General features: G+C 58.9%; 21 protein-coding genes. 15 read left to right on the plus strand and 6 right to left on the minus strand.

The window, feature by feature from the left end; translation table 11 throughout:
- Window positions 1-37 precede the first annotated feature (37 nt).
- The 6 genes from hemA to D7241_RS01465 all read left to right on the plus strand — a co-directional run bounded on the left by hemA (window position 38) and on the right by D7241_RS01465 (window position 5,492).
- A complete protein-coding gene (gene hemA, locus D7241_RS01440; RefSeq protein ID WP_408100007.1) occupies window positions 38-1,306 on the plus strand; it encodes a glutamyl-tRNA reductase in 1,269 nt (422 codons plus the stop codon).
- Window positions 1,303-2,385, plus strand: coding sequence for a peptide chain release factor 1 (gene prfA, locus D7241_RS01445; RefSeq protein ID WP_408100008.1), 1,083 nt, complete (start codon window positions 1,303-1,305; stop codon window positions 2,383-2,385). Before hemA ends, prfA begins: the two co-directional genes overlap by 4 nt.
- A 112-nt stretch (window positions 2,386-2,497) precedes the next feature.
- Complete coding sequence (gene prmC, locus D7241_RS01450; protein ID WP_408100009.1) at window positions 2,498-3,325, plus strand: peptide chain release factor N(5)-glutamine methyltransferase; 828 nt, start codon at window positions 2,498-2,500, stop codon at window positions 3,323-3,325.
- A gap of 23 nt (window positions 3,326-3,348) precedes the next feature.
- Window positions 3,349-4,104 carry a molybdopterin-synthase adenylyltransferase MoeB gene (locus D7241_RS01455; RefSeq protein WP_408100010.1) on the plus strand — a complete coding sequence of 252 codons (756 nt, stop codon included), beginning with the start codon at window positions 3,349-3,351 and terminating at the stop codon, window positions 4,102-4,104.
- Window positions 4,097-4,888 (plus strand): glutamate racemase, encoded by a 792-nt coding sequence (gene murI, locus D7241_RS01460; protein ID WP_408100011.1) that lies wholly within the window; start codon window positions 4,097-4,099, stop codon window positions 4,886-4,888. Before D7241_RS01455 ends, murI begins: the two co-directional genes overlap by 8 nt.
- Window positions 4,889-4,973: 85 nt before the next feature.
- Entirely contained in the window at window positions 4,974-5,492 is a 519-nt protein-coding gene (locus D7241_RS01465) for an acyloxyacyl hydrolase (protein ID WP_408100012.1), read from the plus strand.
- A 188-nt stretch (window positions 5,493-5,680) separates the two neighbouring features.
- Here the strand turns inward: D7241_RS01465 and D7241_RS01470 are convergent, their stop codons facing one another.
- From D7241_RS01470 to upp, 3 genes are all read right to left on the minus strand, one after another.
- Window positions 5,681-5,995, minus strand: a complete 315-nt coding sequence (locus D7241_RS01470) for a YkgJ family cysteine cluster protein (RefSeq protein ID WP_408100013.1) — start codon at window positions 5,993-5,995, stop codon at window positions 5,681-5,683.
- Window positions 5,996-6,109: 114 nt separating this feature from the next.
- Complete coding sequence (locus D7241_RS01475) at window positions 6,110-7,372, minus strand: uracil-xanthine permease family protein (RefSeq protein ID WP_408100014.1); 1,263 nt, start codon at window positions 7,370-7,372, stop codon at window positions 6,110-6,112.
- A gap of 2 nt (window positions 7,373-7,374) precedes the next feature.
- Window positions 7,375-8,013, minus strand: coding sequence for a uracil phosphoribosyltransferase (upp, locus tag D7241_RS01480; RefSeq protein WP_408100015.1), 639 nt, complete (start codon window positions 8,011-8,013; stop codon window positions 7,375-7,377).
- A 177-nt stretch (window positions 8,014-8,190) separates the two neighbouring features.
- Here upp and D7241_RS01485 point away from each other — a divergent pair, with 177 nt between their 5' ends.
- From D7241_RS01485 to D7241_RS01500, 4 genes are all read left to right on the plus strand, one after another.
- Window positions 8,191-8,748, plus strand: coding sequence for a hypoxanthine-guanine phosphoribosyltransferase (locus D7241_RS01485; protein WP_255983463.1), 558 nt, complete (start codon window positions 8,191-8,193; stop codon window positions 8,746-8,748).
- Between the two features lie 601 nt (window positions 8,749-9,349).
- A complete protein-coding gene (locus tag D7241_RS01490; protein ID WP_408100016.1) occupies window positions 9,350-11,221 on the plus strand; it encodes a DUF1302 domain-containing protein in 1,872 nt (623 codons plus the stop codon).
- Between the two features lie 107 nt (window positions 11,222-11,328).
- Window positions 11,329-12,690 carry a DUF1329 domain-containing protein gene (locus D7241_RS01495; RefSeq protein WP_255983459.1) on the plus strand — a complete coding sequence of 454 codons (1,362 nt, stop codon included), beginning with the start codon at window positions 11,329-11,331 and terminating at the stop codon, window positions 12,688-12,690.
- Between the two features lie 276 nt (window positions 12,691-12,966).
- Window positions 12,967-15,588, plus strand: coding sequence for a LuxR C-terminal-related transcriptional regulator (locus D7241_RS01500; RefSeq protein ID WP_408100017.1), 2,622 nt, complete (start codon window positions 12,967-12,969; stop codon window positions 15,586-15,588).
- A gap of 107 nt (window positions 15,589-15,695) precedes the next feature.
- Here the strand turns inward: D7241_RS01500 and D7241_RS01505 are convergent, their stop codons facing one another.
- The 3 genes from D7241_RS01505 to D7241_RS01515 all read right to left on the minus strand — a co-directional run bounded on the left by D7241_RS01505 (window position 15,696) and on the right by D7241_RS01515 (window position 17,036).
- Window positions 15,696-15,965: a DUF3509 domain-containing protein gene (locus D7241_RS01505; protein ID WP_408100018.1), complete on the minus strand. Its 270-nt coding sequence runs from the start codon at window positions 15,963-15,965 to the stop codon at window positions 15,696-15,698.
- Window positions 15,966-16,086: 121 nt separating this feature from the next.
- Window positions 16,087-16,350, minus strand: coding sequence for a YebG family protein (locus D7241_RS01510; RefSeq protein ID WP_408100019.1), 264 nt, complete (start codon window positions 16,348-16,350; stop codon window positions 16,087-16,089).
- A gap of 224 nt (window positions 16,351-16,574) precedes the next feature.
- A complete protein-coding gene (locus tag D7241_RS01515; RefSeq protein WP_408100020.1) occupies window positions 16,575-17,036 on the minus strand; it encodes a DciA family protein in 462 nt (153 codons plus the stop codon).
- A gap of 314 nt (window positions 17,037-17,350) precedes the next feature.
- Between D7241_RS01515 and secA the strand changes: the two genes are divergently transcribed.
- From secA to ahpF, 5 genes are all read left to right on the plus strand, one after another.
- Window positions 17,351-20,089: a preprotein translocase subunit SecA gene (gene secA, locus D7241_RS01520; RefSeq protein WP_408100021.1), complete on the plus strand. Its 2,739-nt coding sequence runs from the start codon at window positions 17,351-17,353 to the stop codon at window positions 20,087-20,089.
- 111 nt (window positions 20,090-20,200) lie between these two features.
- Window positions 20,201-21,418 carry a bifunctional glutamate N-acetyltransferase/amino-acid acetyltransferase ArgJ gene (argJ, locus tag D7241_RS01525; protein WP_408100022.1) on the plus strand — a complete coding sequence of 406 codons (1,218 nt, stop codon included), beginning with the start codon at window positions 20,201-20,203 and terminating at the stop codon, window positions 21,416-21,418.
- A 90-nt stretch (window positions 21,419-21,508) separates the two neighbouring features.
- Complete coding sequence (locus tag D7241_RS01530; protein ID WP_408100023.1) at window positions 21,509-22,450, plus strand: Nudix family hydrolase; 942 nt, start codon at window positions 21,509-21,511, stop codon at window positions 22,448-22,450.
- A gap of 216 nt (window positions 22,451-22,666) precedes the next feature.
- A complete protein-coding gene (gene ahpC / locus D7241_RS01535; protein WP_255983443.1) occupies window positions 22,667-23,230 on the plus strand; it encodes an alkyl hydroperoxide reductase subunit C in 564 nt (187 codons plus the stop codon).
- Between the two features lie 141 nt (window positions 23,231-23,371).
- On the plus strand, window positions 23,372-24,937 hold the full coding sequence (gene ahpF, locus D7241_RS01540; RefSeq protein ID WP_408100024.1) for an alkyl hydroperoxide reductase subunit F: 1,566 nt from the start codon (window positions 23,372-23,374) through the stop codon (window positions 24,935-24,937).
- Window positions 24,938-24,946: the final 9 nt, after the last annotated feature.

The raw sequence follows: 24,946 nt of genomic DNA on the forward strand, positions 1-24,946 counted from the left end.
GAGAATCGCGCGCTCCGTTTTCGAATCAGCGACCTGCATGGCTTTCATCGCGCTTGGCATTAATCACAAGACCGCATCGGTGGACGTGCGCGAGCGTGTGGCGTTCACGCCTGAGCAGATGGTCGAGGCGCTGCAGCAACTGTGCCGTGTCACGCCAACGCGTGAGGCGGCGATCCTGTCGACGTGCAACCGCAGCGAGCTGTACTTGCAGCAGGATCAGGTCGAAGCCGAGATGGTGCTGGCCTGGCTGGCCAACTATCACGGCCTGAGCCTGGAAGATCTCAGGGCCTGCGCCTATGTGCACACCGACGACCAGGCGGTACGGCATATGATGCGCGTCGCCTCCGGGCTGGATTCGATGGTGCTCGGCGAGCCGCAAATTCTCGGGCAGATGAAATCCGCCTACGCCGTCGCGCGCGAGGCCGGCAGCGTCGGGCCGCTGCTGGGGCGCCTGTTTCAGGCGACCTTCAGTACCGCCAAGACCGTGCGGACCGACACGGCTATTGGCGAAAACCCGGTATCGGTGGCCTTCGCCGCTGTCAGCCTGGCGAAGCAGATTTTCGCCAACCTCGACCGCAGCCAGGCGCTGCTGATCGGCGCCGGCGAGACCATCACGCTGGTTGCCCGCCATCTGCATGAGCAGGGCGTGAAGCGCATCGTGGTTGCCAACCGTACCCTCGAGCGTGCCAGTGCGTTGGCTGAGCAGTTCGGCGCGCATGCCATCCTCCTCGCTGATATTCCGCAGGAGCTCTACAACAGCGACATTGTCATCAGTTCCACCGCCAGCCAGTTGCCGATTCTCGGCAAGGGCGCTGTCGAGCAAGCGCTGAAGAAGCGCAAGCACAAGCCTATGTTCATGGTCGATATCGCCGTGCCCCGCGATATAGAAGCGCAGGTAGGCGAGCTGGGCGATGTCTACCTTTATACCGTCGACGATCTACACGAAGTGGTCGCGGAGAATCTCAAGAGTCGCCAGGGGGCTGCCCAGGCTGCCGAGGAGCTGGTCGCTGCTGGCACCGATGAGTTCATGGCGCGGCTGCGTGAGCTGGCGGCGGTGGATGTGCTCAAGGCCTACCGGCAGCATGCCGAGCGCATTCGCGACGAGGAAATGCTCAAGGCCCAGCGGCTGCTGGCCAACGGCGGCACACCCGAGGATGCGTTGGCACAGCTGGCCCGAGGGCTGACCAACAAGCTGCTGCACGCACCCAGCGTACAACTGAAAAAACTTTCCGCCGAAGGGCGTATGGAGGCCCTGACCGTCGTCGAGGAGCTCTTCGCCCTGCAAGACAGCACGGACAAACCATGAAAGCGTCACTGCTCAATAAACTCGACATCCTGCAGGACCGCTTCGAAGAACTGACGGCGTTGTTGGGCGATGCCGAGGTCATCAGCGATCAGACCCGCTTTCGTGGCTATTCGCGCGAATACGCCGAAGTCGAGCCGGTCATCGCTACCTACCGCGAATTCCTCAAGCTGCAGTCCGACCTCGAAGGCGCTCAGGCGCTGCTCAAGGACAATGACCCCGACGTGCGCGAGATGGCTGAGGAAGAAGTCACCGAAGCCCGCGGTAAGCTCGAAGAAATCGAGACTCGCCTGCAGCGTATGTTGCTGCCGAAGGACCCAAAGGACGGTCGCAACGTCTTCCTCGAGATCCGTGCTGGTACTGGCGGCGATGAAGCGGCGATCTTTTCCGGCGACCTGTTTCGCATGTATTCGCGCTATGCCGAGCGGCAGGGCTGGCGCGTCGAGATTCTTTCCGAAAGTCCCGGCGAGCACGGCGGCTACAAGGAAGTCATTTCGCGCGTAGAAGGCGACAATGTGTTCGCCAAACTAAAGTTCGAGTCCGGGGCGCATCGCGTACAGCGTGTCCCAGAGACCGAGTCCCAGGGGCGCATCCATACCTCGGCCTGCACTGTCGCGGTACTGCCGGAGCCGGACGAGCAGATCGCCATCGAGATCAATCCGGCTGATCTGCGTGTCGACACCTATAGAGCGTCCGGTGCCGGTGGGCAGCACATCAACAAGACGGATTCGGCGGTGCGCATTACTCATTTGCCGAGCGGCATCGTGGTGGAGTGTCAGGAAGAGCGCTCGCAACACAAGAACCGCGCCCGGGCCATGTCCTGGCTGGCTGCCAAGCTGCAGGATGTGCAGGACAGCGCTGCGCACAAGGAAATCTCCGATACGCGCAAACTGCTGGTTGGCTCGGGTGATCGCTCTGAACGTATTCGTACCTACAACTTCCCGCAGGGGCGGGTGACCGATCACCGTATCAACCTGACCCTGTATTCCCTCGGTGAGGTCATCGGCGGGGCTGTGGAGCAGGTAATCGAGCCCTTGTTGCAGGAGTACCAGGCGGATCAACTGGCGGCATTAGGCGATTGATAGCGTTCGGTCGCTGACCATAGGCAAGGCACCGCTTGCCTTGCCACGATCTTTGTTTGACTAACTTAAGTACTGTCGCGCCTACCGCCAGGTCCATACGGAAACGCTGAGCATGGCCTCCATCGAATTTCTGTTGCGTGCTGCTGATTTGCCAGATTCATCAAGTGCCAAGCTCGACGCTGAGTGGCTCCTGGCCGCTGCTCTGGGCAAGGCGCCGAGTTACCTGCGGACCTGGCCCGAACGCGAAGTTCCTCCTGAGTGCGAAGCCCGTTTTGCTGCTGATCTGGAGCGCCGTCGTAGTGGCGAGCCGGTGGCCTACATTCTCGGTCGCCAAGGCTTCTGGAGCCTCGAGCTTGAGGTTGCACCGCATACGCTGATCCCCCGTCCGGATACAGAGCTGCTGGTCGAAACTGCACTGCAGTTGCTTCCGTCGACGCCGGCACAGGTGCTGGATCTCGGTACCGGTACCGGCGCGATCGCCTTGGCGCTGGCCCATGAGCGACCGGCGTGGCAGCTCACCGGTGTGGATCGCGTCGTCGAAGCCGTGGCCTTGGCGACACGCAATGCTCAGCGGTTGCGGCTTGGCAATGTTGCTTTTCGAGAAAGCCATTGGTTTTCCGCCCTCGACAGCCAACGCTTTGCGCTGATCGTCAGCAATCCACCTTATATACCGGCCAGCGACCCGCATCTTCTGCAGGGCGACGTACGTTTCGAGCCGAGCAGCGCCCTGGTTGCCGGTGAGGACGGGCTGGATGACATTCGGCACATCGTCGGGGCCTCGGCGAGTCATCTAGTAAGCGCCGGTTGGCTGCTGCTGGAACATGGCTACGATCAGGCTGCGATGGTACGAGCGCTGCTCGCCGAAGGCGGGTTCACCAAAGTAGAAAGCCGCAGGGACTTCGGCGGGCATGAGCGCATAAGCTTGGGGCGCCTGCCATGAACGACATTTATCAGGAGAGCTGCATGCTGAGCGACGATGAGCTGCTGCGTTACAGCCGGCAGATATTGCTGAAACAGGTCGACATCGACGGCCAGCTGAAGCTCAAGCAGAGCCGTGTATTGATCGTCGGGCTTGGCGGCCTGGGATCTCCGGTGGCGCTGTATCTGGCTGCGGCCGGTGTCGGTGAGTTGCACCTGGCCGACTTCGACAGCCTCGATCTGACCAATCTGCAGCGCCAGATCGCCCACGACACTCCCTCGGTTGGCATGGCCAAGGTGGATTCGGCCATCGCCCGGCTGTCGGCGCTTAATCCCTTGGTCACGCTGGTGCCGCACCGCACAGCGATGGACGCCGACTCCCTCGATGAAGCGGTCGCTGCGGTGGATCTGGTGCTGGACTGCACGGACAATTTCGCCGTGCGCGAGGCGGTGAACGCGGCCTGTGTGGCCGCGAAGAAACCGCTGGTGAGCGGCGCTGCGATCCGTCTCGAAGGGCAGTTGTCGGTATTCGATCCGCGTGTAGAGACCAGCCCTTGTTACCACTGTCTCTATGGCCATGGCAGCGAAGCCGAATTGACTTGCAGCGAGGCCGGCGTGCTGGGGCCTGTTGTTGGAATGGTAGGAAGCCTGCAGGCCCTTGAGGCGATGAAACTTTTGGCCGGTTTCGGTGAGCCATTGGTGGGTAGGCTGCTGCTAGTGGATGCGCTATCCAGTCGATTCCGTGAGCTTAAGGTCAAGCGAGACCCGGCCTGTGCGGTCTGCGGCAGCGGTCATGGCTGATAACGCGCCGATCGGCGTCTTCGATTCCGGGGTGGGCGGGCTGTCGGTGCTGCGGGAGATCCGCTCACGCTTGCCGCAAGAGTCGTTGTTATATCTGGCCGACAGCGGCTACGTGCCTTATGGCGAAAAAAGTCCGGAGTTCATTCGTCAGCGTTGTCGATCCATTGCCTCCTTCTTGCTGGGGCAGGGCGCCAAGGCGCTGGTGCTGGCCTGCAATACCGCCACTGCGGCTGGCATTGCCGAGCTGCGCGAACTTTACCCCCAGCTTCCGTTGGTGGGCATGGAGCCCGCGGTTAAGCCGGCTGCCCAGGCGACTCGCAGTGGTGTGGTGGGTGTGCTGGCGACTACCGGCACGTTGAAGAGTGCCAAGTTCGCGGCCTTGCTGGATCGTTTTGCCAGCGACGTACGTGTCATCACCCAACCTTGTCCCGGCCTCGTCGAATGCATTGAGGCCGGTGAGCTCGACGCGCCAGCGACGCGCGCGCTGCTCGAAAGTTACGTCCATCCCTTGATCGAACAGGGCTGTGACACGGTGATTCTCGGATGCACGCATTATCCGTTTATCAAGCCGCTGTTGATCGAGATGCTGCCGGCGACGGTCACGCTGGTCGATACCGGGGCGGCGGTGGCGCGACATCTCGAGACGGTACTCGCGGCGCGTGATCAACTCGGTAATGGCGAGGCGGCGACACGCTTTTGGAGCAGCGGCGATCCGGGCCGATTGGCCGCCGTACTGCCAGTACTTTGGGGTGAAGGCGGGATGGTTGCAGACTATCCTGACTAGGAACTCCCCGCTGCGCCTGCTTTCTGTATTTGGGTTAATGCTCGAAAAAAACAAGCGATGCCAACTTTCGATAAGGAAATTCCGAATGAAAAAACTGATCTCCCTGGCTGCGGTTGCCGCTGTTTCGTTGGGTCAGGTGGCTGTTGTCCATGCGTTGGATTTGACCGCTGCCGTCGGCCAGACTGGTGAGTCAACGATGACCTATCGGCTCGGTGCGCAATTCGACTTCAATCGCAGCTGGTTCCAGACCAGTGTGGGCCGACTCACCGGTTACTGGGATGCGGGCTACACCTATTGGGAAGGGGACGAAACCTCAAGCAACCACAGCGTATCGCTCGCCCCTGTGTTCGTTTATGAATTCAATGGCGATTCGGTGAAGCCATATCTGGAGGCAGGCATCGGCATTGCGGCTTTCGAAAACACTGAAGTGGAGAGTAACGAGTTGGGATCGTCGTTCCAGTTCGAGGACCGCTTCGGCGCAGGCCTGCGATTCGCTGGTGGCCACGAGATTGGCGTGCGGGCGATTCATTATTCCAATGCCGGCATCAAGAATCCCAACGATGGCATCGAGAGCTATGCACTGCACTATCGGGCATCGTTCTAAGAAAGCCGAACGAAGAAACGGAAGGATTCGAAGTGGTCTAGTAGCGGGGAGCGGCGCCTACCCATCGTAGGATGGGGCGGGTCGCATAGGTGAAGTCCATCAGCATCAAGCTTGATGGGTTTCACCTACTCATTTGTCGGCCAGCCTACAGCCGAGTTCGGGGATAGCCTAGACGCCGTGGCTACGCTTCATTTCCGGTAAGCCGATTCGGAGCCCTTTCGCTCTTCCAGGCAATCATCCGAGCCGAGTTCGAACTCCCTACAAATCAGCGGGCGTTTCTCATAGATAGTGCAGCGCATGCTGTCGCGGTCGAGCGCCGCGCACCAGCCGTCATCGAGACGGCGCATGACCTGGCCACCCCAGACGTCCTCATCGATAAAACGCTCTGGTACACCGGTATCGGTGATGAGAAGTACCTCGAGTCGACAGCAGCAGGCGGCACAGGTGGAGCAGCTAACGGCGGCTTCGCTCAGTTGACGGTGGGGGATGTTGGGGGAGCTCATCGCGGCAGTGTACCCATCCTGCTCAGCGATAGCTGCAAGCGCTACTACGGTGATGTCGCACTATCGGGGGGAGGAAGGCCAGCCCATGAAAAGCGGCTGGCCAGGTATCGCATTTCAGTTGTTTTCTTCGAGCTGCTTGTTCTTCCATCCTTCGCCGCCGGGCAGAACCAGGTTGAGAATCAGCGCGACGATTGCACACAACGAGATGCCGGACAGGCTGAATTCCCCATAGCCGATCGCCATGCCGCCGATGCCGAACACCAACGTCACCGAAACGATGATGAGGTTTCGCGCTTCGGACAGGTCCACCTGGTGGCGGATCAATGTGCTCAGGCCGACCACGGCGATCGAACCAAACAGCAGACAGAGAATGCCGCCCATTACCGGCACCGGAATGCTCAGAAGGCCCGCTCCGAATTTGCCAATGAATGCCAGGACAATTGCGAAGACCGCTGCCCAGGTCATGATTTTCGGGTTGTAGTTTTTGGTCAGCATCACCGCGCCGGTGACTTCCGCATAAGTGGTGTTTGGCGGACCGCCGAACAAGCCAGCGGCCGAGGTTGCCAGACCATCTCCGAGCAGCGTGCGATGCAGGCCAGGCTTCTTGATGAAGTTATTGCCGGTGACGCCACCGATCGCGACAACGCCGCCGATGTGCTCGATGGCCGGCGCCAGCGCCACCGGGACCATAAATAGGATTGCACCCCAATGAAATTCCGGCGCGACGAAGTTCGGCACCGCCAGCCAGGGCGCGGACGCGATACCGGTGGTATCTACGACACCGAAAACGAACGACAGAACATAGCCCACCGCGACACCTGCCAGGATAGGTACCAGGCGGAACAGCCCCTTGCCCAGTACGGCCACCAGCAGTGTGGTTAGCAAGGCAGGCATTGAAATCAGCATCGCCGTTTCGTAAGGCACCAGCTGGGCGCTACCGTCGCCAGCCTTGCCCATGGCCATGTTCACTGCAACCGGCGACAGAGCGAGACCAATGGAAATAATCACCGGGGCGATTACCACGGGCGGCAACAGGCGGTCGATGAAGCTCGGCCCTTTCAGGCGTACTGCAAAGCCGAGGAAGACGTAGACGACACCTGCGGCCACCACGCCGCCAAGCACCGCGGGCAGGCCGAACTCGCCCTTGGCGGCGATGATCGGGGCGATAAAGGCGAAGCTCGAAGCGAGAAACACTGGCACCTGACGTTTGGTGACCAGTTGGAACAGCAGGGTGCCGATACCTGCGGTGAACAGCGCAACGTTAGGGTCCATCCCAGTGATCAGCGGCATCAGAACCAGTGCGCCGAAGGCAACGAACAGCATTTGCGCGCCGGCCAGCACCTGGCGTCCGAGCGGCTCTTCCATGTGTTGCGACATGCTCAGATGTCCTTCTGCTTGGTGCCGAATATCTTGTCTCCCGCATCGCCCAGGCCGGGCACGATGTAGCCGTTCTTGTCCAGGCGCTCATCAATGGAGGCGGTATAAATGATGACGTCCGGGTGGGCCTTTTCCACCGCCTCGATGCCTTCCGGTGCGGCGACCAGTACCAAGGCACGAATCTCCTTGCAGCCGGCTTTTTTCAGCATGTCGATCGCCGCGACCATGGAGCCGCCAGTTGCCAGCATCGGATCGATGATCATAGCCAGACGCTGATCGAGATCGTCAACCAGTCGCTCGAGGTAGGTATGCGCCTGCAGGGTTTGTTCGTTGCGAGCGATGCCCACTGCGCTGACCTTGGCGCCGGGAATCAGGTTGAGCACGCCGTCGAGCATGCCGATACCCGCCCGCAGAATCGGTACGACGGTAATCTTCTTGCCGGAAATCTTCTCGACCTGCACCGGACCGCACCAGCCATCGATGCTGTAGTTCTCCAGCGGGAGGTCACGGGTCGCTTCGTATGTCAGGATCGATCCGACCTCCTGCGCCAGTTCGCGGAAGTTCTTGGTGCTGATATCGGCTCGGCGCATCAGTCCAAGTTTGTGGCGAATAAGCGGGTGGCGAATCTCTCGAATGGTCATGGCTGACTCCGGCGGTCGAATAAACCGGCGTAGATTAATGCATCGACGTGTTAGCGGCTATTGATGTGGTCAAACGGCACTTGCCCTGTCCGCAATTGCATCGGTATCGTCGCGCCCCTTGCATCTGTGCGCAGCCGACGAGCTGCTTCCATCCTTTTACTGCCCTGGAGCATCGCCATGTCCGTCGATCTCGCACACATCCGCCAAGTCATGGCTGAAGCCGATTGCCTGTACGCCGAAGCTGAGGTTGACGCAGCCATCGACGCGGTCGCGGCACAAATCAACGGTGAACTGGCCGATCGCAATCCCGTGGTGTTCTGCGTGATGAACGGCGGACTGATTTTCTCCGGCAAATTGGTTCCGAAGCTCAGTTTTCCGTTGGAACTCTCCTACCTGCACGCCACGCGTTATCGCAACGAGACGAGCGGCGGCGAGTTGTTCTGGAAGGCTAAACCGGAAATTTCCTTCATCGACCGCGACGTGCTGATCGTTGACGACATTCTCGATGAAGGCCATACCCTTGGTGCGATCATCGATTTTTGCCGTCACGCCGGTGCAGCCGCCGTGCATACTGCTGTGCTGGTCGACAAGGAACATCAGCGCAAGGCCCGCCCGGATCTGAAGGCCGATTACGTCGGGCTGAGCTGCGTCGATCGCTACGTGTTCGGTTACGGCATGGATTACAAGGGATATTGGCGCAACGCGCCGGGTATCTATGCTGTTAAAGGTATGTAAGTCGGCGTCTTCTGATATGGCCTTGTAAAGGACCGAGTGTGTTCGGTCCTAATCGTCAGAGGCGACAAAAACTGCCTGGTCGCGCCTTTGCCATAACCTCGATTATAGGCGGCCTCTTGCCTTGTCTGGCTATGGTCTGCGCATGCGCGCTTCCCTTTTTGGATGTGGCTCATGCGCCACGCTTTGACCTGTTCCTCTAATTCCCCCTTTGACTGTTTCGTTTCACCCCAGGCGCTGCGCTTCGGTAACGCTCTGGTGCGTTGCGGCTCTTCTTTCTTGATTGTTGCTGGTGAATCTGGCGTCGAGTCAGACGTTCTGATTCGAGCAGCCAGCGGCCGGCTGGCCGCGATTTCGCTGACATTCTCGCCAATGAGCTCTTAACTGCTCTAGTTCGCAGGTTGCGCCAATTTCGTTCGCGGCTAAGCTCTCGAATAGCTTCGTTTGGGGTTGCGTTTCAATTGAGCCAACGCTCCCCTGAAGCCCAATAGTGGGAAGGCCGTTAATACTTAAGGATTACAAAACAAATCAAACCTTAGTGCGCTTAACCCCCTGCGGCCGTGTGGTTAGGGTGAGCGTACTTCGAACCAACCAGGAGCGCCTCATGACAAAAACAACAAGGCAAGGAATCTTCCAGCCCAAGACACTGGCCCTCGCGGTCGCGTTGGGTACCGCCGCACCGGCTTATGCCGTCACTTTCAATATCGGGGAGATTGAAGGTCAGCTGGATTCATCGATGTCCATTGGCGCGAGCTGGTCGACGACTGATCGGGATATGGATTTGGTGGGACTGGGTAACGGTGGCACCGGCTATACCCAGACCGGTGACGATGGCCGTCTGAACTTCAAGAAAGGCGAGACCTTTTCGAAGATATTCAAAGGCATCCACGACCTAGAGCTGCGCTATCGCGACAGTGGCTTCTTCGTTCGTGGCAAATACTGGTACGACTTCGAACTGAAGGACGAAAATCGTCTGTTCAAGGACGTCAGCGACAGTAACCGCAAGGAGGCTGCTCAGTCCTCCGGTGCACAGATTCTCGATGCCTTCTTTTACCACAACTATTATCTGGGTGACCTGCCTGGTACGGTTCGACTCGGCAAGCAGGTTGTCAGCTGGGGTGAAAGCACCTTCATCGGCAACTCGATCAACTCGATCAACCCGCTCGACGCGGCGGCTTTTCGCCGGCCAGGCGCTGAAATCAAGGAAGGTCTGATTCCAGTCAATATGCTCTATGTATCCCAAAGCTTGAGTGATCGCCTCAGCATGGAGGCGTTCTATCAGTTGGAATGGGATCAGACCATCATTGATAACTGCGGTACGTTTTTCGCGAGCAATGACGTGGCAGCCGACGGCTGCGATGATAATTACACAGTGCTTTCAGCCGAACAGCGCGACGGGATTATCGGAGCTGGTGTTACGATCGACCAGTTGAACGCGCTCATCGGTGCGGATTACTACGCCGGTCTGGATGATCTGGGCATTATCGTCGGGCCAGAAGGCGTGACCGTTCCTCGTGGTGGTGATCGGGATGCCCGTGATTCTGGCCAGTATGGCTTGGCCTTCCGCTGGTTGGCTGACGCGGCCGAATACGGCCTGTACTTCATGAACTATCACAGCCGCACGCCGACAGTGGGATATAAAAACGCGTCGGCCGCTGAAATTGGCGCGCTGTTGGGCTTGCTGGGGACTCCATCGCCAGGTGGCCCGTTGCCGTCAGGCGCTGCGTTTAGCGCGCTGGCTTCTCCTGCGCTGTTGAGCAACGGTGAGTATTTTCTTGAGTATCCGGAAGACATTCGCTTGTACGGCGCAAGCTTCGCTTCGACCTTGCCAACCGGGACCGCATGGTCCGGTGAGATCAGCTACAGGCCCAACCTGCCGGTGGCGCTCAACTCCACTTACACCACGGGTTTGCTGGCAACCGGTATTGGCGCCTCAATCGGTGCAGGTGATGTGGCCGGTGCAATCGGGCAGGCAGGTGTAGAACATCGGGGGTATAACCGTAAGGAAGTAACCCAGATTCAAACAACCTTTACACATTTCTTCGATCAAGTGCTCGGTGCTGGGCGTGTCACGGTTGTGGGTGAGATTGGTTATGCCCATGTCGGGGGCCTGGAAAGCAAAAGCGAGCTTCGCTACGGCCGAGACTCCATTTACGGCCTAGATACAGCAGAGTACGGCAATAACGGCTTCGTGACCGCTAACTCCTGGGGCTACCGTCTGCGCGCGCTCGCCAACTACAGCAACGTATTCGCTGGCATCAACCTGACGCCAAACCTTTCCTTCTCTCACGACGTAGATGGCTACGGCCCGAACGGCTTGTTCAACGAAGGATCCAAGGCTGTAAGCGTTGGCGTCGATGCTGAATACCAGAACACTTACACCGCCAGCCTGTCTTACACCGACTTCTTCGGTGGCGACTACAACACCCTGGTCGATCGTGACTTCCTCGCGCTGAGCATGGGCGTGAACTTCTAAGGAGGCCGCTTCAATTGTCGCCGCGCGGAGGCCTTGGCAGGTCTCCGTTGCGCTAGAAGTTATGTAAGGCCTCCGGCCAAAACAAGATCAAGAGGAACTGGAAACGTATGAAAACAACAAGAAAACTATTCAGTGTCTTGGCTCTCTCGCTGCTCGCAAGTAGCGTTATGGCCGCCGTATCGCCCGAGGAAGCCGCGAAGCTCGGTAACTCGTTGACTCCGCTCGGTGCCGAGAAAGCCGGTAACGCCGATGGGACCATCCCTGCGTGGACGGGTGGCCTTCCGACTGACGCCGCACCGCTGAAAGATGGGCATCTCACTAATCCCTTCAAGGATGAGCAGCCTAAGTTCGTCATCACAGCGCAGAACGTCGATCAGTACAAAGACAAGCTGACCGCAGGCCAGCAAGCGATGTTCAAGCGTTATCCGGAAACCTACAAGATTCGCGTATTCCCGACGCATCGCAGCGCCGCGGTACCGGATCGGATCTACGAGGCAGCCAAGAAAAGCGCGCTGAATACCGAGCTGGTAGGTGGTGGTAACGGTCTCGCCAACTTTGCCGACAGTCGCTATTACGCCTTCCCGATTCCTAAGAACGGTCTGGAAGTCGTCTGGAACCACATCACCCGCTATCGGGGGGGCAATGTACGCCGCAACATCGTACAGGCCACACCGCAAACCAATGGCAGCTACACGCTGGTGCACTTTGAGGATGAAGTGGCGTTCCCGAGCGACATGACGGATCTCGATCCAGAGCGCGCCCAGAACGCGCTGCTGTTCTTCAAGCAGCGAGTAACAGCGCCGTCGCGCCTCGCCGGTAACGTGCTGCTGGTGCACGACTCGCTGGATCAGGTGAAAGAGCCACGTCAGGCCTGGATCTACAACGCTGGCCAACGTCGTGTGCGTCGTGCTCCGCAGGTTGCCTATGACGGCCCGGGTACCGCAGCCGATGGTATGCGGACTACCGATAACTTCGACATGTTCAGCGGTGCCCCGGATCGTTACGACTGGAAACTGGTCGGCAAAAAAGAGCTGTATATCCCTTACAACAGCTATGAAATCAACTCCAGCGATGTGAAGTACAGCGACATCCTCAAGGCAGGTCACGTCAATCAGGATCTGGCTCGTTACGAGCTGCACCGTGTATGGGAGATCGAAGCTAACCTCAAGGATGGCGAACGTAATATTTACGCCAAGCGCCGTTTCTTCGTTGACGAAGATACCTGGACCATCGTGCAATCCGAACTCTATGACGGTCGCGGCCAGCTGTGGCGCGTCGGTGAGGCGCACATGCTGCAGTACTACCAGCATAAGGTTCCGGCCTATGCGTTCGAAGCGCTCTACGACGTGATTTCTGGCCGCTACATTGCGATCGGCTTGAGCAACGAAGAAGAAGCGCATGAGTTTGGCTACAAGGCATCGGCTCGAGATTTCACGCCTGCCGCTCTGCGAAATGCCGGGGTGCGCTGATCGTTTAGTATCCATGCAGTGAATAAGGCGGCCAGTAGGCCGCCTTTTTTTTTATTGCGAAGCGGGGGATGATACTTTTTAGCCATCAGCTAGGCCGGATATCGGTTCGAACAGTCCCTGTTCTTTCTGCGAGTCGACAAAAGTTGCCGAATCGTGCAGCGTGGTCACCGCATAAGCGCACCGATACGGTTCAGGCAGGCCGGATCTTGAGTGGGCCTTTGGCGCTGCGCTCGTTGCGTTCCTCAATGGACTGATACGAATAAGAGAAACCTCGCTATGTCCGTACGCTTCAACCCTGGCGTAATCAGCACAGAAGCCGCCGCGCAGGTTCAGGTTGCGACTATTCCCCGTCTTCCTCCAGTGCATGTTCCCAGGCCGCGGCTGGTAGATGCTTTGCTTGAAGCTCGTTGCCGACTGCGTTTGATCTGCGCACCGGCTGGTTTTGGCAAGAGCGTGCTGATGAACGAGTGCGCCCGGCTGGTGCCTGCCGATACCCATCTCTTCTGGCTCGATCTGGGTGGCCGAGCTTTCTCCGCCGAAGCGCTTTATTCCCACCTGAGCCGATTCCTGACTGATTCATCCGCACCGACTGGTGACGTACAGCAAGATCTCATTAACCTGTTGAATGGTTTTCAGCGGCCGCTGTGGATCATGCTGGACGATTACCCACGAGACGCCACTGCCGAGCTCGATGCCTGCCTCGACATGCTTCTCGAGCAAGGTCCCGAATCCCTCAGTTGGTGGGTCAGCAGCCGACGGCAACCCGCATGGAAATTACCCAGACTTTTGCTTCAAGGTGATCTCTTCGAACTGGAGGCCGAGGCGCTGGCGCTGACCGCCGGTGAGCTTAGGCAGGTACTCAAGGTGCATCGTCTAGACGTTGCTGACGATACCTTCAAGCAGTTATTGGCGGGTAGTGAAGGTTGGCTGGCCGGTGTCAGCCTGTTGTTACTCAATGCAAATGAGCAGGCTGTACGTGAGCGCTTGGTGGCGGGGACGCCATTGCTTAAGGATTATGTTCAGCGTGAGGTGCTTGAAGGGCAGGGCGAAGATGTTCGCCGAGCCCTGTTCGCGCTGGCGCGCATGCCGCGCTTCTCACCGCAGCTTTGTGAGCATGTACTCGACGGGATTGGCAGCGACATCCTCGATGTGCTGAAAACCTTCCAATTATTTATTCGCCAGATCGACAACTGTGGTGAATGGTTTCGCCTGTGGCGTCCGCTAACCCTGATGTTGCAGCGCATGCCGGAAGCTGTATCGCCGACCCAAACCCATTTACGAGCGTGTCAATGGTTCGCCAATCGCGGCGAGATGCGCGAAGCGGTCGAGCATGCCTTATGGGCGGGGCAGCCGGAGGTCGCAGCCAACTTCCTGCAACGCTACGGGCAGGAACAATTGCTCATCGGCGATAACGTCTCGCATTTCATGAAGTGGCGTAGCGAGTTGCCGCAGGATCTGTTCAACAGTACGACTCGGTTGATTGTGCTGCATGGCTGGGCGTTGATCATTTCCGCCCGGCTCGATGAAGTGGACGATTGCCTTGCCGATCTGGCGAAATTCTTTCCCCAGCCCGACGCCCGGCGTCAGGCGCAGTTGCTGGCCCAATGGCAAGCACTGCGCGGATTTCTTGCGCGACTGCGTGGTGAGCCGGAGGCCAGAAACTATTGTCTCCAGGCACTGGAAGTTTTGTCGGATCACGCCTGGGCGCAGCGCGTTTTGTGCTACCAGGCGCTGTCCCAGCAGGCGATGGCTGAAGGCCAGCTCGAACTGGCTCATCAATACAACAGCGAAGGGATGAAACTGGCGCGGCTCAAGGGCAGCGTGCTCTACGAAGCGATGCTTAACGTCGACCGAGTCCAGTTGCTCGAGCTCACCGGAGAATTCGAACGGGCCGTTGGAGTTCTTGAAGAGTCTCTAATGGTGTTACGCGATAGCGTCAAACATAGCCCGATCATTGGCCGGTTGAAGCTGCTACAAGGTCACTTACTGGCGTATCAAGGCCTCGACGAGCCGGCCCGCGAGGCATATCAGCAGGGGCGAATCGAAACCGAAACCTGCGGCGACTCCTATGTGTTCTTCGGCTACGCCGGATTGGCGGAGCTGGCGGCTCGCAACCAGGAATTCCCAACGGCCTATCATTGGTTGCGTGAGGCTGAGCGGCTGACGCAGTGGAGGCACGTGCCAGAGGCGCGTTTCCGCGGCATCCTTCCGCTTATCACTGGTCTGACCTGGCTGCATCAGGGGCAACTGAAAAAGGCCTGGGCCGTCTTCATTCAAATGCTGGAGCTATACGAGGGGCAAGCGTATCTGGCTCCCTCCGGATTCTACGAGCTGCTGCCACGCGTTCAGCGCTACCTTGCGGTAATTGATTTAATGTCGGGGCGTTGCTCATTGGCCATCGAGACGTTACGCGAGCTGATCGAGCAGAATCTTCGTGTGCAGCGCCTGGGCTTGGCTTGTGAGTGTCGATTTACGCTTGCAGAAGCGCTGCAGTTGGAAGGCCTCCATGAGGAAGCTGAGCTGGAGTTACGCAAAGCTCTGGGCGAGGCCGCGAGGCAACATCTGATCAAGCCGCTGTACGAATTGCAGCATCGTCAGCCGCAATGGCTCGCCAAAATGCTGCCTGCCGGCAAAGGTGAAAGTCTGCGTGATCGGCTCCTGCAGTTCGAGCGCGAACCCGAAGAGTCACTTGCTCCAGGCGATGAGGTGATTCTGAGCAATCGTGAACTCACGGTGCTGCGTCTCATCGCGCAGGGTTGCTCGAATCAGGAAATCGCCGAGCAGCTCTTTATTTCGCTGCATACGGTCAAGACTCATGCGCGGCGTATCAATACCAAGCTGGGCGTGGCTAGGCGTACCCAGGCGGTAGCGCGGGCCAAGGCCTTGGCTTGGCTCTGACCTCTGATGGCTAGCAATCAGCCGAAATTGGGTAGAGATGGTGATTGGTAAGCTGTCGGAATAGCACAGCTCAGGCTGCCGTGGCTCGCATGCAATCAGGCTGGACGTTACTGAACGGTCGGGTGCGAATGCCTGGTGAGCAGATGGGAGCCGGCTTGTCCGCCGCGTTCGATCGCGAGGCTGAACTGCAGGCTAGTAATCAGTCGCTCGAGTTGCTGTTGGTCCCGCCACTGATTAGCGCTGATGAAGCGCTTGACCGCCACGCCGGCAGAGTCGGTCAAGGTCAGCAGGATACTGCCGTCAGGCTTTTCGATGCTGAAGTTGACGCTGTAGCCTGGTTGAAATACATCGCTGATCTTTTTGAATGGACTTTCCATGCCGGTTACCTGATTGGAAGACTGCTACCAATGGACCGAATGAGGAATAACTAGTTTCGCCCGCTGGGTCTGTTGGCTGGCAAAAGCGCCGAATGGATATCGGCACTGCAATACCATCTAATCAGGACGCCTCGACCGAGTCCGGTAGCTCCGCCAACGCCTCGGGATTGCTCTTGAATGCCTTGGCGAAGAGGTCCCGGTGTCTAGCCATAAAAATGCCGATATCGTCGGCCTGCTGTTCGCTCAGCGACGGCGAAGCCTTCTGCAACGCTGCGGCCAAGGCTTCGGCCAGTTCGAGCATTTTGTCGTGACGATCGGCTTCGGCTTTATCCATGAACAAACGCTCCAGGTCCCGGCTGCTGCGGTACACCACTTCGACGGCCATCTACCACCTCGGCTCAATTGAATTAACACTACTGGTTTTTTGTACAGCTTAAGCTGCTCGGCTGGGAATGGAAAGCGCTTGTGTCATCCAAGAAGTGTCCTAGTTGGCGAACTAGCTTTGTAGTCGTTCTGCCAGATTTCGATGGATTCAGCAGACGCTCTAGCGCTGGCATAGCCGGGCTGCGACTCAGCAACCTAACAATCTCAAGCGGCGGGTCGCTCCGGTCAATCTTCTGCCGCTGGCTTGGCGTGGCTGGCGAGCCGCTCAAGCGCGGCCTTGAGCTTGGGGTCCGTGATGCCTCGTGCAGTTTCCTGGATGTTGCCCGCGGCGCGCATGGACAGTTCCGGTGATGGTCCAGGTTTGTGGCGGGGCGTCTCGGGGGGCTGGACCTTGAACAGGATGCGACTCAGGCCGGTGAATTCTTCCATGTTCTGCAGCTGGCGTTGCAGGCGGCGTTGCTGATAGCGCAAGCGCGTCGCCCAGTGGCCATCTGTCACGATGAGCAGCAGGCTACCTCCACGCCAGGAAGCGACGTGGCAATGCTCACGCGCCGCGGGTTGCAGTTGGCTCTCGACCAGTTGCTGCAGGCGATCAAGTCGTCTCGCCTCGCCGAAGAGGGCTTTCAGTGGCTTTGCCTCGCGCAGCAGCGCAGCGGGCGCTCGAGCTGGCAATGGGCGCAACGACATGGGGATGACCCGTAATAGGTGATGAGCCGTTATGTTAGCAGAAGCACCTGAAGGCTCTGCGCTTACGCTCGTTGGCTGCACGGCAGACACGAAGAAGCCTCACCACGTTAGCTGAATTGGGCATACTGGCAGATCGCTTGTAACGGCGTTGCACGTGACTGCCGGGTCGGCAGGTTTGCGGCGCTGATGGTTGCCGCAGCTGCGCAGTAGGCACCTTTCCTCTCAAGCGTTTCCGAGTAGAATGCCCCCTTTGCACGAAGCCGTGGTGGCCCTGCGGCCGTGCCTCCATCCCCAGCATGGAAGTCTTTGTCGATATGTTTGCGCCTTTAATGAAGAAGCTTTTTGGTAGCAAGAATGAGCGTGAGGTCAAGCGCATGCTCAAGGCGGTTCAGTCCGTCAATGCGCTCGAAGAGCAGATGCTGTCGCTCTCCGATGAGCAACTGCGAAGCAAGACCGAAGAGTTCAAGGCCCGCCTCGGCCAAGGCGAGACCCTCGACCAGATTCTTCCCGAAGCCTTCGCTGTCTGCCGTGAAGCCGGCAAGCGTGTAATGGGCATGCGTCACTTCGATGTGCAGCTGATCGGCGGCATGACCCTGCATGAAGGCAAGATCGCCGAGATGCGTACCGGTGAAGGAAAGACCTTGGTCGCGACGCTTGCGGTCTACCTCAACGCACTTGCTGGCAAGGGCGTTCACGTGGTGACGGTGAACGACTACTTGGCGCGCCGCGACGCCAATTGGATGCGTCCACTGTATGAATTCCTCGGGCTGACGTTGGGCATCGTCACGCCTTTCCAGCCGCCGGAAGAAAAGCGTGCCGCTTATGCCGCGGACATCACCTACGGAACCAATAACGAGTTCGGCTTCGACTACCTGCGCGACAACATGGCATTCAGTCTGGGGGAAAAGAACCAGCGGGAACTCAATTTCGCGGTCATCGACGAAGTGGACTCGATCCTTATCGACGAAGCTCGGACCCCGCTGATCATCTCCGGTCAGGCCGAAGACAGCTCCAAGCTCTATCAGCAGATCAATCAGCTGATCCCGTTGCTCAAGCAGCACATCGAGGAAGAGGAGGGTGTCGTCACCCAGGAAGGGCACTTCAGCATCGATGAAAAGACCCGGCAGGTTGAGCTGAACGAGCAGGGCCATCAGTTTGTCGAGGAAATGCTGACCAAGGCGGGGCTACTGGCAGAAGGCGAAAGCCTGTACTCGGCCCACAATCTCGGCCTGTTGACACACGTTTATTCAAGTCTGCGTGCGCACAAGCTGTTCCATCGCAACGTCGAATACATCGTGCAGAACAATCAGGTACTGCTGATCGACGAGCACACCGGACGAACCATGCCGGGCCGCCGTCTTTCCGAAGGACTGCATCAGGCTATCGAGGCGAAAGAAGGACTGCCGATCCAGCCTGAAAGCCAGACCCTGGCATCGACTACTTTCCAGAATTACTTCCGCTTGTACAACAAGCTTTCCGGTATGACGGGCACCGCCGATACCGAAGCCTTCGAATTCATGCAGATTTACAACCTGCCGGTAATGGTGATCCCGACCAACAAGCCGCTGGCGCGCAAGGATTACAACGACCTGGTCTATCTGACCCAGGAAGAAAAGTTTGCGGCGATCATCGCTGATATCAAGGATTGCCAGAACAATGGCCGTCCGGTCCTGGTGGGCACCGCGACCATCGAGAGTTCGGAATACGTGTCGCAACTACTGCAGAAGGAAGGTATCGAGCACAAGGTGCTCAACGCCAAGCACCACGACAAGGAAGCGGAAATCATTGCCCAGGCGGGTCGTCCTGGCGCGGTCACCATCGCCACCAACATGGCTGGGCGCGGTACCGACATCCTGCTGGGCGGCAACTGGGAAGTCGAAGTCGCAGCGCTTGAGAATCCATCCGACGAGCAGGTCGCGCAGATCAAGGCCGATTGGCAAAAGCGCCATCAGGCGGTGCTGGAAGCGGGTGGCCTACATGTGATTGCGTCCGAACGTCACGAATCGCGTCGTATTGACAACCAATTGCGCGGTCGCGCCGGTCGTCAAGGCGATGCCGGCTCAAGCCGTTTCTACCTGTCTCTGGAAGACAGCCTGATGCGCATCTTCGCCTCGGACCGGGTGAAGAACTTCATGAAGGCGCTGGGCATGGAATCCGGCGAGGCCATCGAGCATCGCATGGTCACCAATGCCATCGAAAAGGCTCAGCGCAAGGTCGAGGGCCGCAACTTCGATATGCGCAAGCAACTGCTCGAATACGACGATGTCGCCAACGAGCAGCGTAAAGTGATCTATCACATGCGTAACAGCTTGTTGGCTGCCGATGAAATCGGCGAGACCATCACCGAATTCCGCCGTGAAGCGCTCGACCATGCGATCAGCCAGCACATACCGCCGCAGTCTCTGCCGGAACAGTGGGATATCGCCGGTCTGGAAGCCGTGCTCTACAGTGATTTCGGTACGCGTCTGCCGGTTCAGCAGTGGCTCGACGAAGACGAAAAGCTCTACGAGGAAACCCTGCGCGAACGCATTCTGCAGTCTCTGACCGACGCCTACAGGGAGAAGGAAGAGATGGCTGGCGCCGAGGCGCTGCGCACCTTCGAGAAGCAGATCGTACTGCGCGTGCTCGACGATCTGTGGAAGGACCATCTGTCCACCATGGACCATCTGCGACATGGTATCCATCTGCGCGGTTACGCCCAGAAGAACCCGAAGCAGGAATACAAGCGCGAGTCCTTCACGTTGTTCCAGGATCTGCTCGAATCCATCAAGCGCGACGCGATTCGCGTGCTCTCCCATGTTCAGGTGCGTCGCGAAGACCCCGCTGAGGAAGAACAGCGTCTGCGCCGCGAAGCCGAAGCATTGGCGCAGCGTATGCAGTTCCAACATGCCGAGGTTTCGCCGCTGGACCAGACGGAAGATGAGCCAGAGGCCGAGGGTGGCGTGGCCGCAGCCGTGGCGCCAGTGCGTACTGAGCAGAAGATCGGGCGCAACGAGCCGTGCCCCTGTGGCTCCGGCAAAAAGTACAAACATTGTCACGGACAGGTTCAGTAACCGCTCCGTTCGCTATGACCCCGCGCCGCGACCGGCTTAGCCGCTCGCGGCGTTTTTCTCCCTGATTCCCGGTGGCCGAAGGCCATCTATCCTTCTCAAAGGAGCGCATCAATGGCTGTCGGTCTTGGTCCCTTACCTATATTGCATCCTGTCCCGGGTTTTGAACTCGGCATCGCTTCGGCCGGCATCAAGCGGCCGGGGCGCAAGGACGTCGTGGTGATGCGCTGTGCAGAAGGTTCGACGATCGCGGGCGTATTCACGCTCAACGCCTTCTGCGCCGCGCCGGTCATCCTTGCCAAACAGCGCGCGCAGGGAACTGTCCGCTATCTGCTGACCAATACCGGCAATGCCAACGCTGGTACTGGCGAGCCGGGTATGCAAGCAGCGATTCGCAGCTGTTCCAGTCTGGCCAAGCTGGCGGACGTCGAAGATAGTGCTATTTTGCCGTTTTCCACTGGCGTGATCGGCGAGCCTCTGCCGGTGGACAAGATCGAGGCGGCGTTACCGGCGGCCCTGGCTGATCTCGACGAAAACCATTGGGCCGAAGCGGCGACCGGTATCATGACTACCGATACTCTGCCGAAGGGTGCCAGCCGGCAGTTTGAACATCACGGTGTTATCGTCACTGTTACCGGTATATCAAAAGGCGCCGGCATGATCCGCCCGAACATGGCGACAATGCTTGGCTACATTGCGACCGACGCCAAGGTTGCGCAGGGCGTTCTGCAAGACCTGCTGCGCGATGCGGCGAACAAATCCTTCAACCGCATCACCATTGATGGCGATACCTCCACCAACGATTGCTGCATGCTGGTCGCGACCGGCCAGGCCGGCTTGCCGGAAATCACCGAAGCCAGTGGCGAGCTTTTCATAAAGCTCAAGCAGGCGGTGTTCGAGGTGAGCATGGAGGTTGCGCAATCCATTGTGCGTGATGGCGAGGGTGCGACCAAGTTCGTCACGGTGATGGTCAACGGCGGCAAGAATCATCAGGAATGCCTTGATGTCGGTTACGCCGTCGCGCATTCGCCGCTGATCAAAACCGCGCTATTCGCTTCCGATCCGAACTGGGGCCGTATCCTGGCAGCGGTTGGCCGAGCTGGAGTGCCTGAACTGGACGTCAGCAAGATCGACGTGTACCTGGGCGCGGTGTGCATCGCCAGCAAAGGCGGCCGTTCGCCCAGCTACACCGAAGAGCAGGGTGCTGCGGTGATGGCCGAAGAGGAAATTGAAATTCGCATCGAGCTGGGGCGTGGCAGCTGCAGCGAGACCATTTGGACGACCGATCTATCCCACGAGTACGTGCGTATCAATGCCGAATATCGCACCTGAGGCGCAGCGGAAAACGGCAAGCCACAAGCTGCAATTCGCGCATCGGCTTCTGCTTGGGGCTTATAGCGTGCGGCTTGGAGCTGTTGAAGCATGAACCGAATCCATGTCGCCGCCGCGGTGATCCGTTCCACCGACGGCCTAGTGTTAATCGCCAAGCGGGCGCTCGATAAGCACCAAGGCGGGCTATGGGAGTTCCCTGGCGGCAAGGTCGAGGCCGGCGAAACCGTTGAGACCGCCCTGGCGCGCGAACTGCACGAAGAGCTGGGGATCACGGTCACCAAGGCCCGCCCGCTGATTCAAGTGCGTCACGATTATCCGGACAAGCAGGTTCTGCTGGATGTCTGGGACGTGTTGGCGTTCTCCGGCGAACCGCATGGCGCCGAGGGCCAGCCGCTGGCATGGGTGGAGCCTGCTGATTTGCCGGGCTACAACTTTCCTGCGGCGAACCGGCCGATAGTCGCTGCAGCGCGTTTGCCGGATCGCTACCTGATTACCCCTGACGGTCTTTCTCCGCAACAGCTGCTGAACGGATTGGCCCTGGCACTGGATACCGGCGTTCGGCTGATTCAGTTGCGAGCGCCATCCCTGTCTCTCCTCGATTACCGAGCGTTGGCGACCGACGTCATGGAGCTGTGTGTCGGGCGCGCCCAACTGATGCTGAAGGGCCCTTTGGAATGGGTGGGCGAGTTTCCGGCTGCCGGTTGGCATCTGACGGCTGAGCAGTTGCGGCAACATGCTGGACGAGGCAGACCGGTCCCGGTCGGGCAATGGCTCGCGGCGTCCTGCCATGACGCCGCTGAACTGGATATGGCCTCGACAATTGGGGTCGATTTCATCACGCTCTCTCCTGTGCTGCGTACTACCACTCACCCTGAGGTACCGCCTTTGGGCTGGCCACGCGCCGCTGAATTGCTGTTAGGCTTCAACCAGCCTGCTTATCTGTTGGGCGGCCTTGGCCCCGCCGAACTCGAAAAGGCCTTACATGCGGGCGGTCAAGGTGTCGCAGCCATCCGGGCATTCTGGCCGGGGTAAACGATTGGGGTTGTTAACCGTTGGCCATCACCTCGGCACAACTCGAAAGCCCTGCTCCGAATTGCCCTTCAATGACGTTGTCGTATTCGTCGGCGTTGTAGATATTGCAGTGATAGCGGAATTTTATCGTTGCTATGTTCTCAATCAATTAACCATATGCGACCAGCTGCGTTATCGTAGCGCCCGTCAATTTATCAATCCCCAAGGAGTTAATAGATGTCTCTGGTCAACACCCAAGTCCAGCCGTTCAAAGTCAACGCTTTCCATAATGGCAAGTTCATCGAAGTCACCGAACAATCCTTGAAAGGTAAGTGGTCGGTGCTGATCTTCATGCCGGCAGCCTTCACCTTCAACTGCCCGACCGAGATCGAAGACGCTGCCAATAGCTATGCCGAATTCCAGAAGGCCGGTACCGAGGTGTACATCGTCACCACCGATACCCATTTCTCGCACAAAGTTTGGCACGAGACTTCCCCGGCTGTTGGCAAGGCCCAGTTTCCGCTGATCGGCGACCCGACTCATCAGCTGACCAACGCTTTCGGCGTACACATCGCTGAAGAAGGTCTGGCGCTGCGCGGCACCTTCCTGATTAACCCGGAAGGCGTGATCAAGACCGTTGAAATCCATTCCAACGAGATCGCTCGTGACGTCAGCGAAACCCTGCGCAAGCTGAAAGCTGCCCAGTACACCGCTGCGCATCCGGGTGAAGTTTGCCCGGCGAAGTGGAAGGAAGGCGAGAAGACCCTGGCTCCATCCCTGGACCTGGTCGGCAAGATCTAAATGGCCGGTAAGCGCTGCGCTTAGCCGCAGCGCCTGCAGTGCCGTTCTCGGCCGGATCGTCGGTCGGGGATGCCAAACGCCTGGGCGCGAACCGTCCGGGCGTTTTATTAACCGATTTCTGCAAAAAGGGTACCGCTGCTCATGTTGGACACCAATCTCAAAACCCAGTTGAAAACCTACCTGGAAAAGGTCACTCAGCCGTTCGAGATCGTCGCGTCCCTCGATGACGGCGAGAAATCCCAGGAAATGCTCGCCTTGCTGGAAGACATCACCGGCCTGAGCGACAAAATCACGCTGCGCACCGATGGTGACGATGCGCGTCGCCCGTCGTTCGCGCTCAATCGTATCGGTGGCAACATCAGCCTGCGTTTCGCCGGTATCCCGATGGGCCACGAATTCACCTCATTGGTGCTCGCCCTGCTGCAGGTCGGCGGTCATCCGTCGAAGACCGCGGCGGACGTGATCGAGCAGATCAAGAGCATCGAAGGCGAATACCACTTCGAAACCTACTTCTCGCTGTCCTGCCAGAACTGCCCGGACGTGGTCCAGGCGCTGAATCTGATGGCCGTGCTCAACCCGAACATCCGCCATGTCGCCATCGATGGTGCGCTGTTTCAGGATGAAGTCGAGCGCCGTCAGGTCATGTCCGTGCCGAGCATCTACCTCAACGGCGAGCTGTTCGGCCAGGGCCGCATGGGCGAAGAAGAAATTCTCGCCAAGCTCGACACCGGCGCCTCGGCACGCGATGCCGAAAAACTCAGCGCCAAGGACGCCTTTGACGTGCTTGTTGTTGGCGGTGGGCCGGCTGGTGCCGCAGCGGCCATCTACGCGGCGCGTAAGGGCATCCGCACCGGTGTCGCCGCCGAGCGCTTCGGCGGTCAGGTGCTTGACACCATGGCCATCGAGAATTTCATCTCGGTCAACGAGACCGAAGGCCCGAAACTGGCCCGTGCGCTGGAAAACCATGTGCGCGAATACGACGTCGACATCATGAATCTGCAGCGCGCTGCGGCTCTGATACCGGCTACCGGCGAAGGCGGACTGCACGAGATCAAGCTGGAGAATGGCGGCTCGCTCAAGGCCAAGACGCTGATTCTAGCCACGGGTGCCCGCTGGCGCGAAATGAACGTGCCGGGCGAGCAGGAATACCGCGGCCGTGGCGTTGCCTACTGCCCGCATTGCGATGGCCCGCTGTTCAAGGGCAAGCGTGTAGCGGTGATCGGTGGCGGCAACTCCGGCGTGGAAGCGGCCATCGACCTGGCCGGCATCGTCGCTCAGGTGACGCTGCTCGAGTTCGACAGCCAGCTGCGTGCCGATGCCGTGCTGCAGAAGAAGCTCCACAGCCTGCCTAACGTCACCGTAATCACCAGTGCGCTGACCAGCGAAGTCACCGGTGATGGTCAGAAGGTCAACGGCCTGGTCTACAAGGACCGCAACTCCAGCGAGTTCCACAATCTGGAGCTCGAAGGGATCTTCGTGCAAATTGGCCTGCTGCCCAACACCGACTGGCTGAAAGGCACGGTGGAATTGACCTCGCGGGGCGAAATCATCGTCGATGCGCGTGGCGAGACCTCGCTGCCGGGCATCTTCGCCGCCGGCGACGTCACCACTGTGCCGTACAAGCAGATCGTCATCGCGGTTGGCGAAGGCGCCAAGGCTTCGCTGAGTGCCTTCGACCACCTGATCCGCAGCTCCGTCGAAGACTGAGCGCAGCGG

Origin of the sequence: Stutzerimonas sp. VN223-3 (assembly GCF_045999685.1) — a bacterium.
Taxonomy (GTDB): domain Bacteria; phylum Pseudomonadota; class Gammaproteobacteria; order Pseudomonadales; family Pseudomonadaceae; genus Stutzerimonas; species Stutzerimonas stutzeri_AR.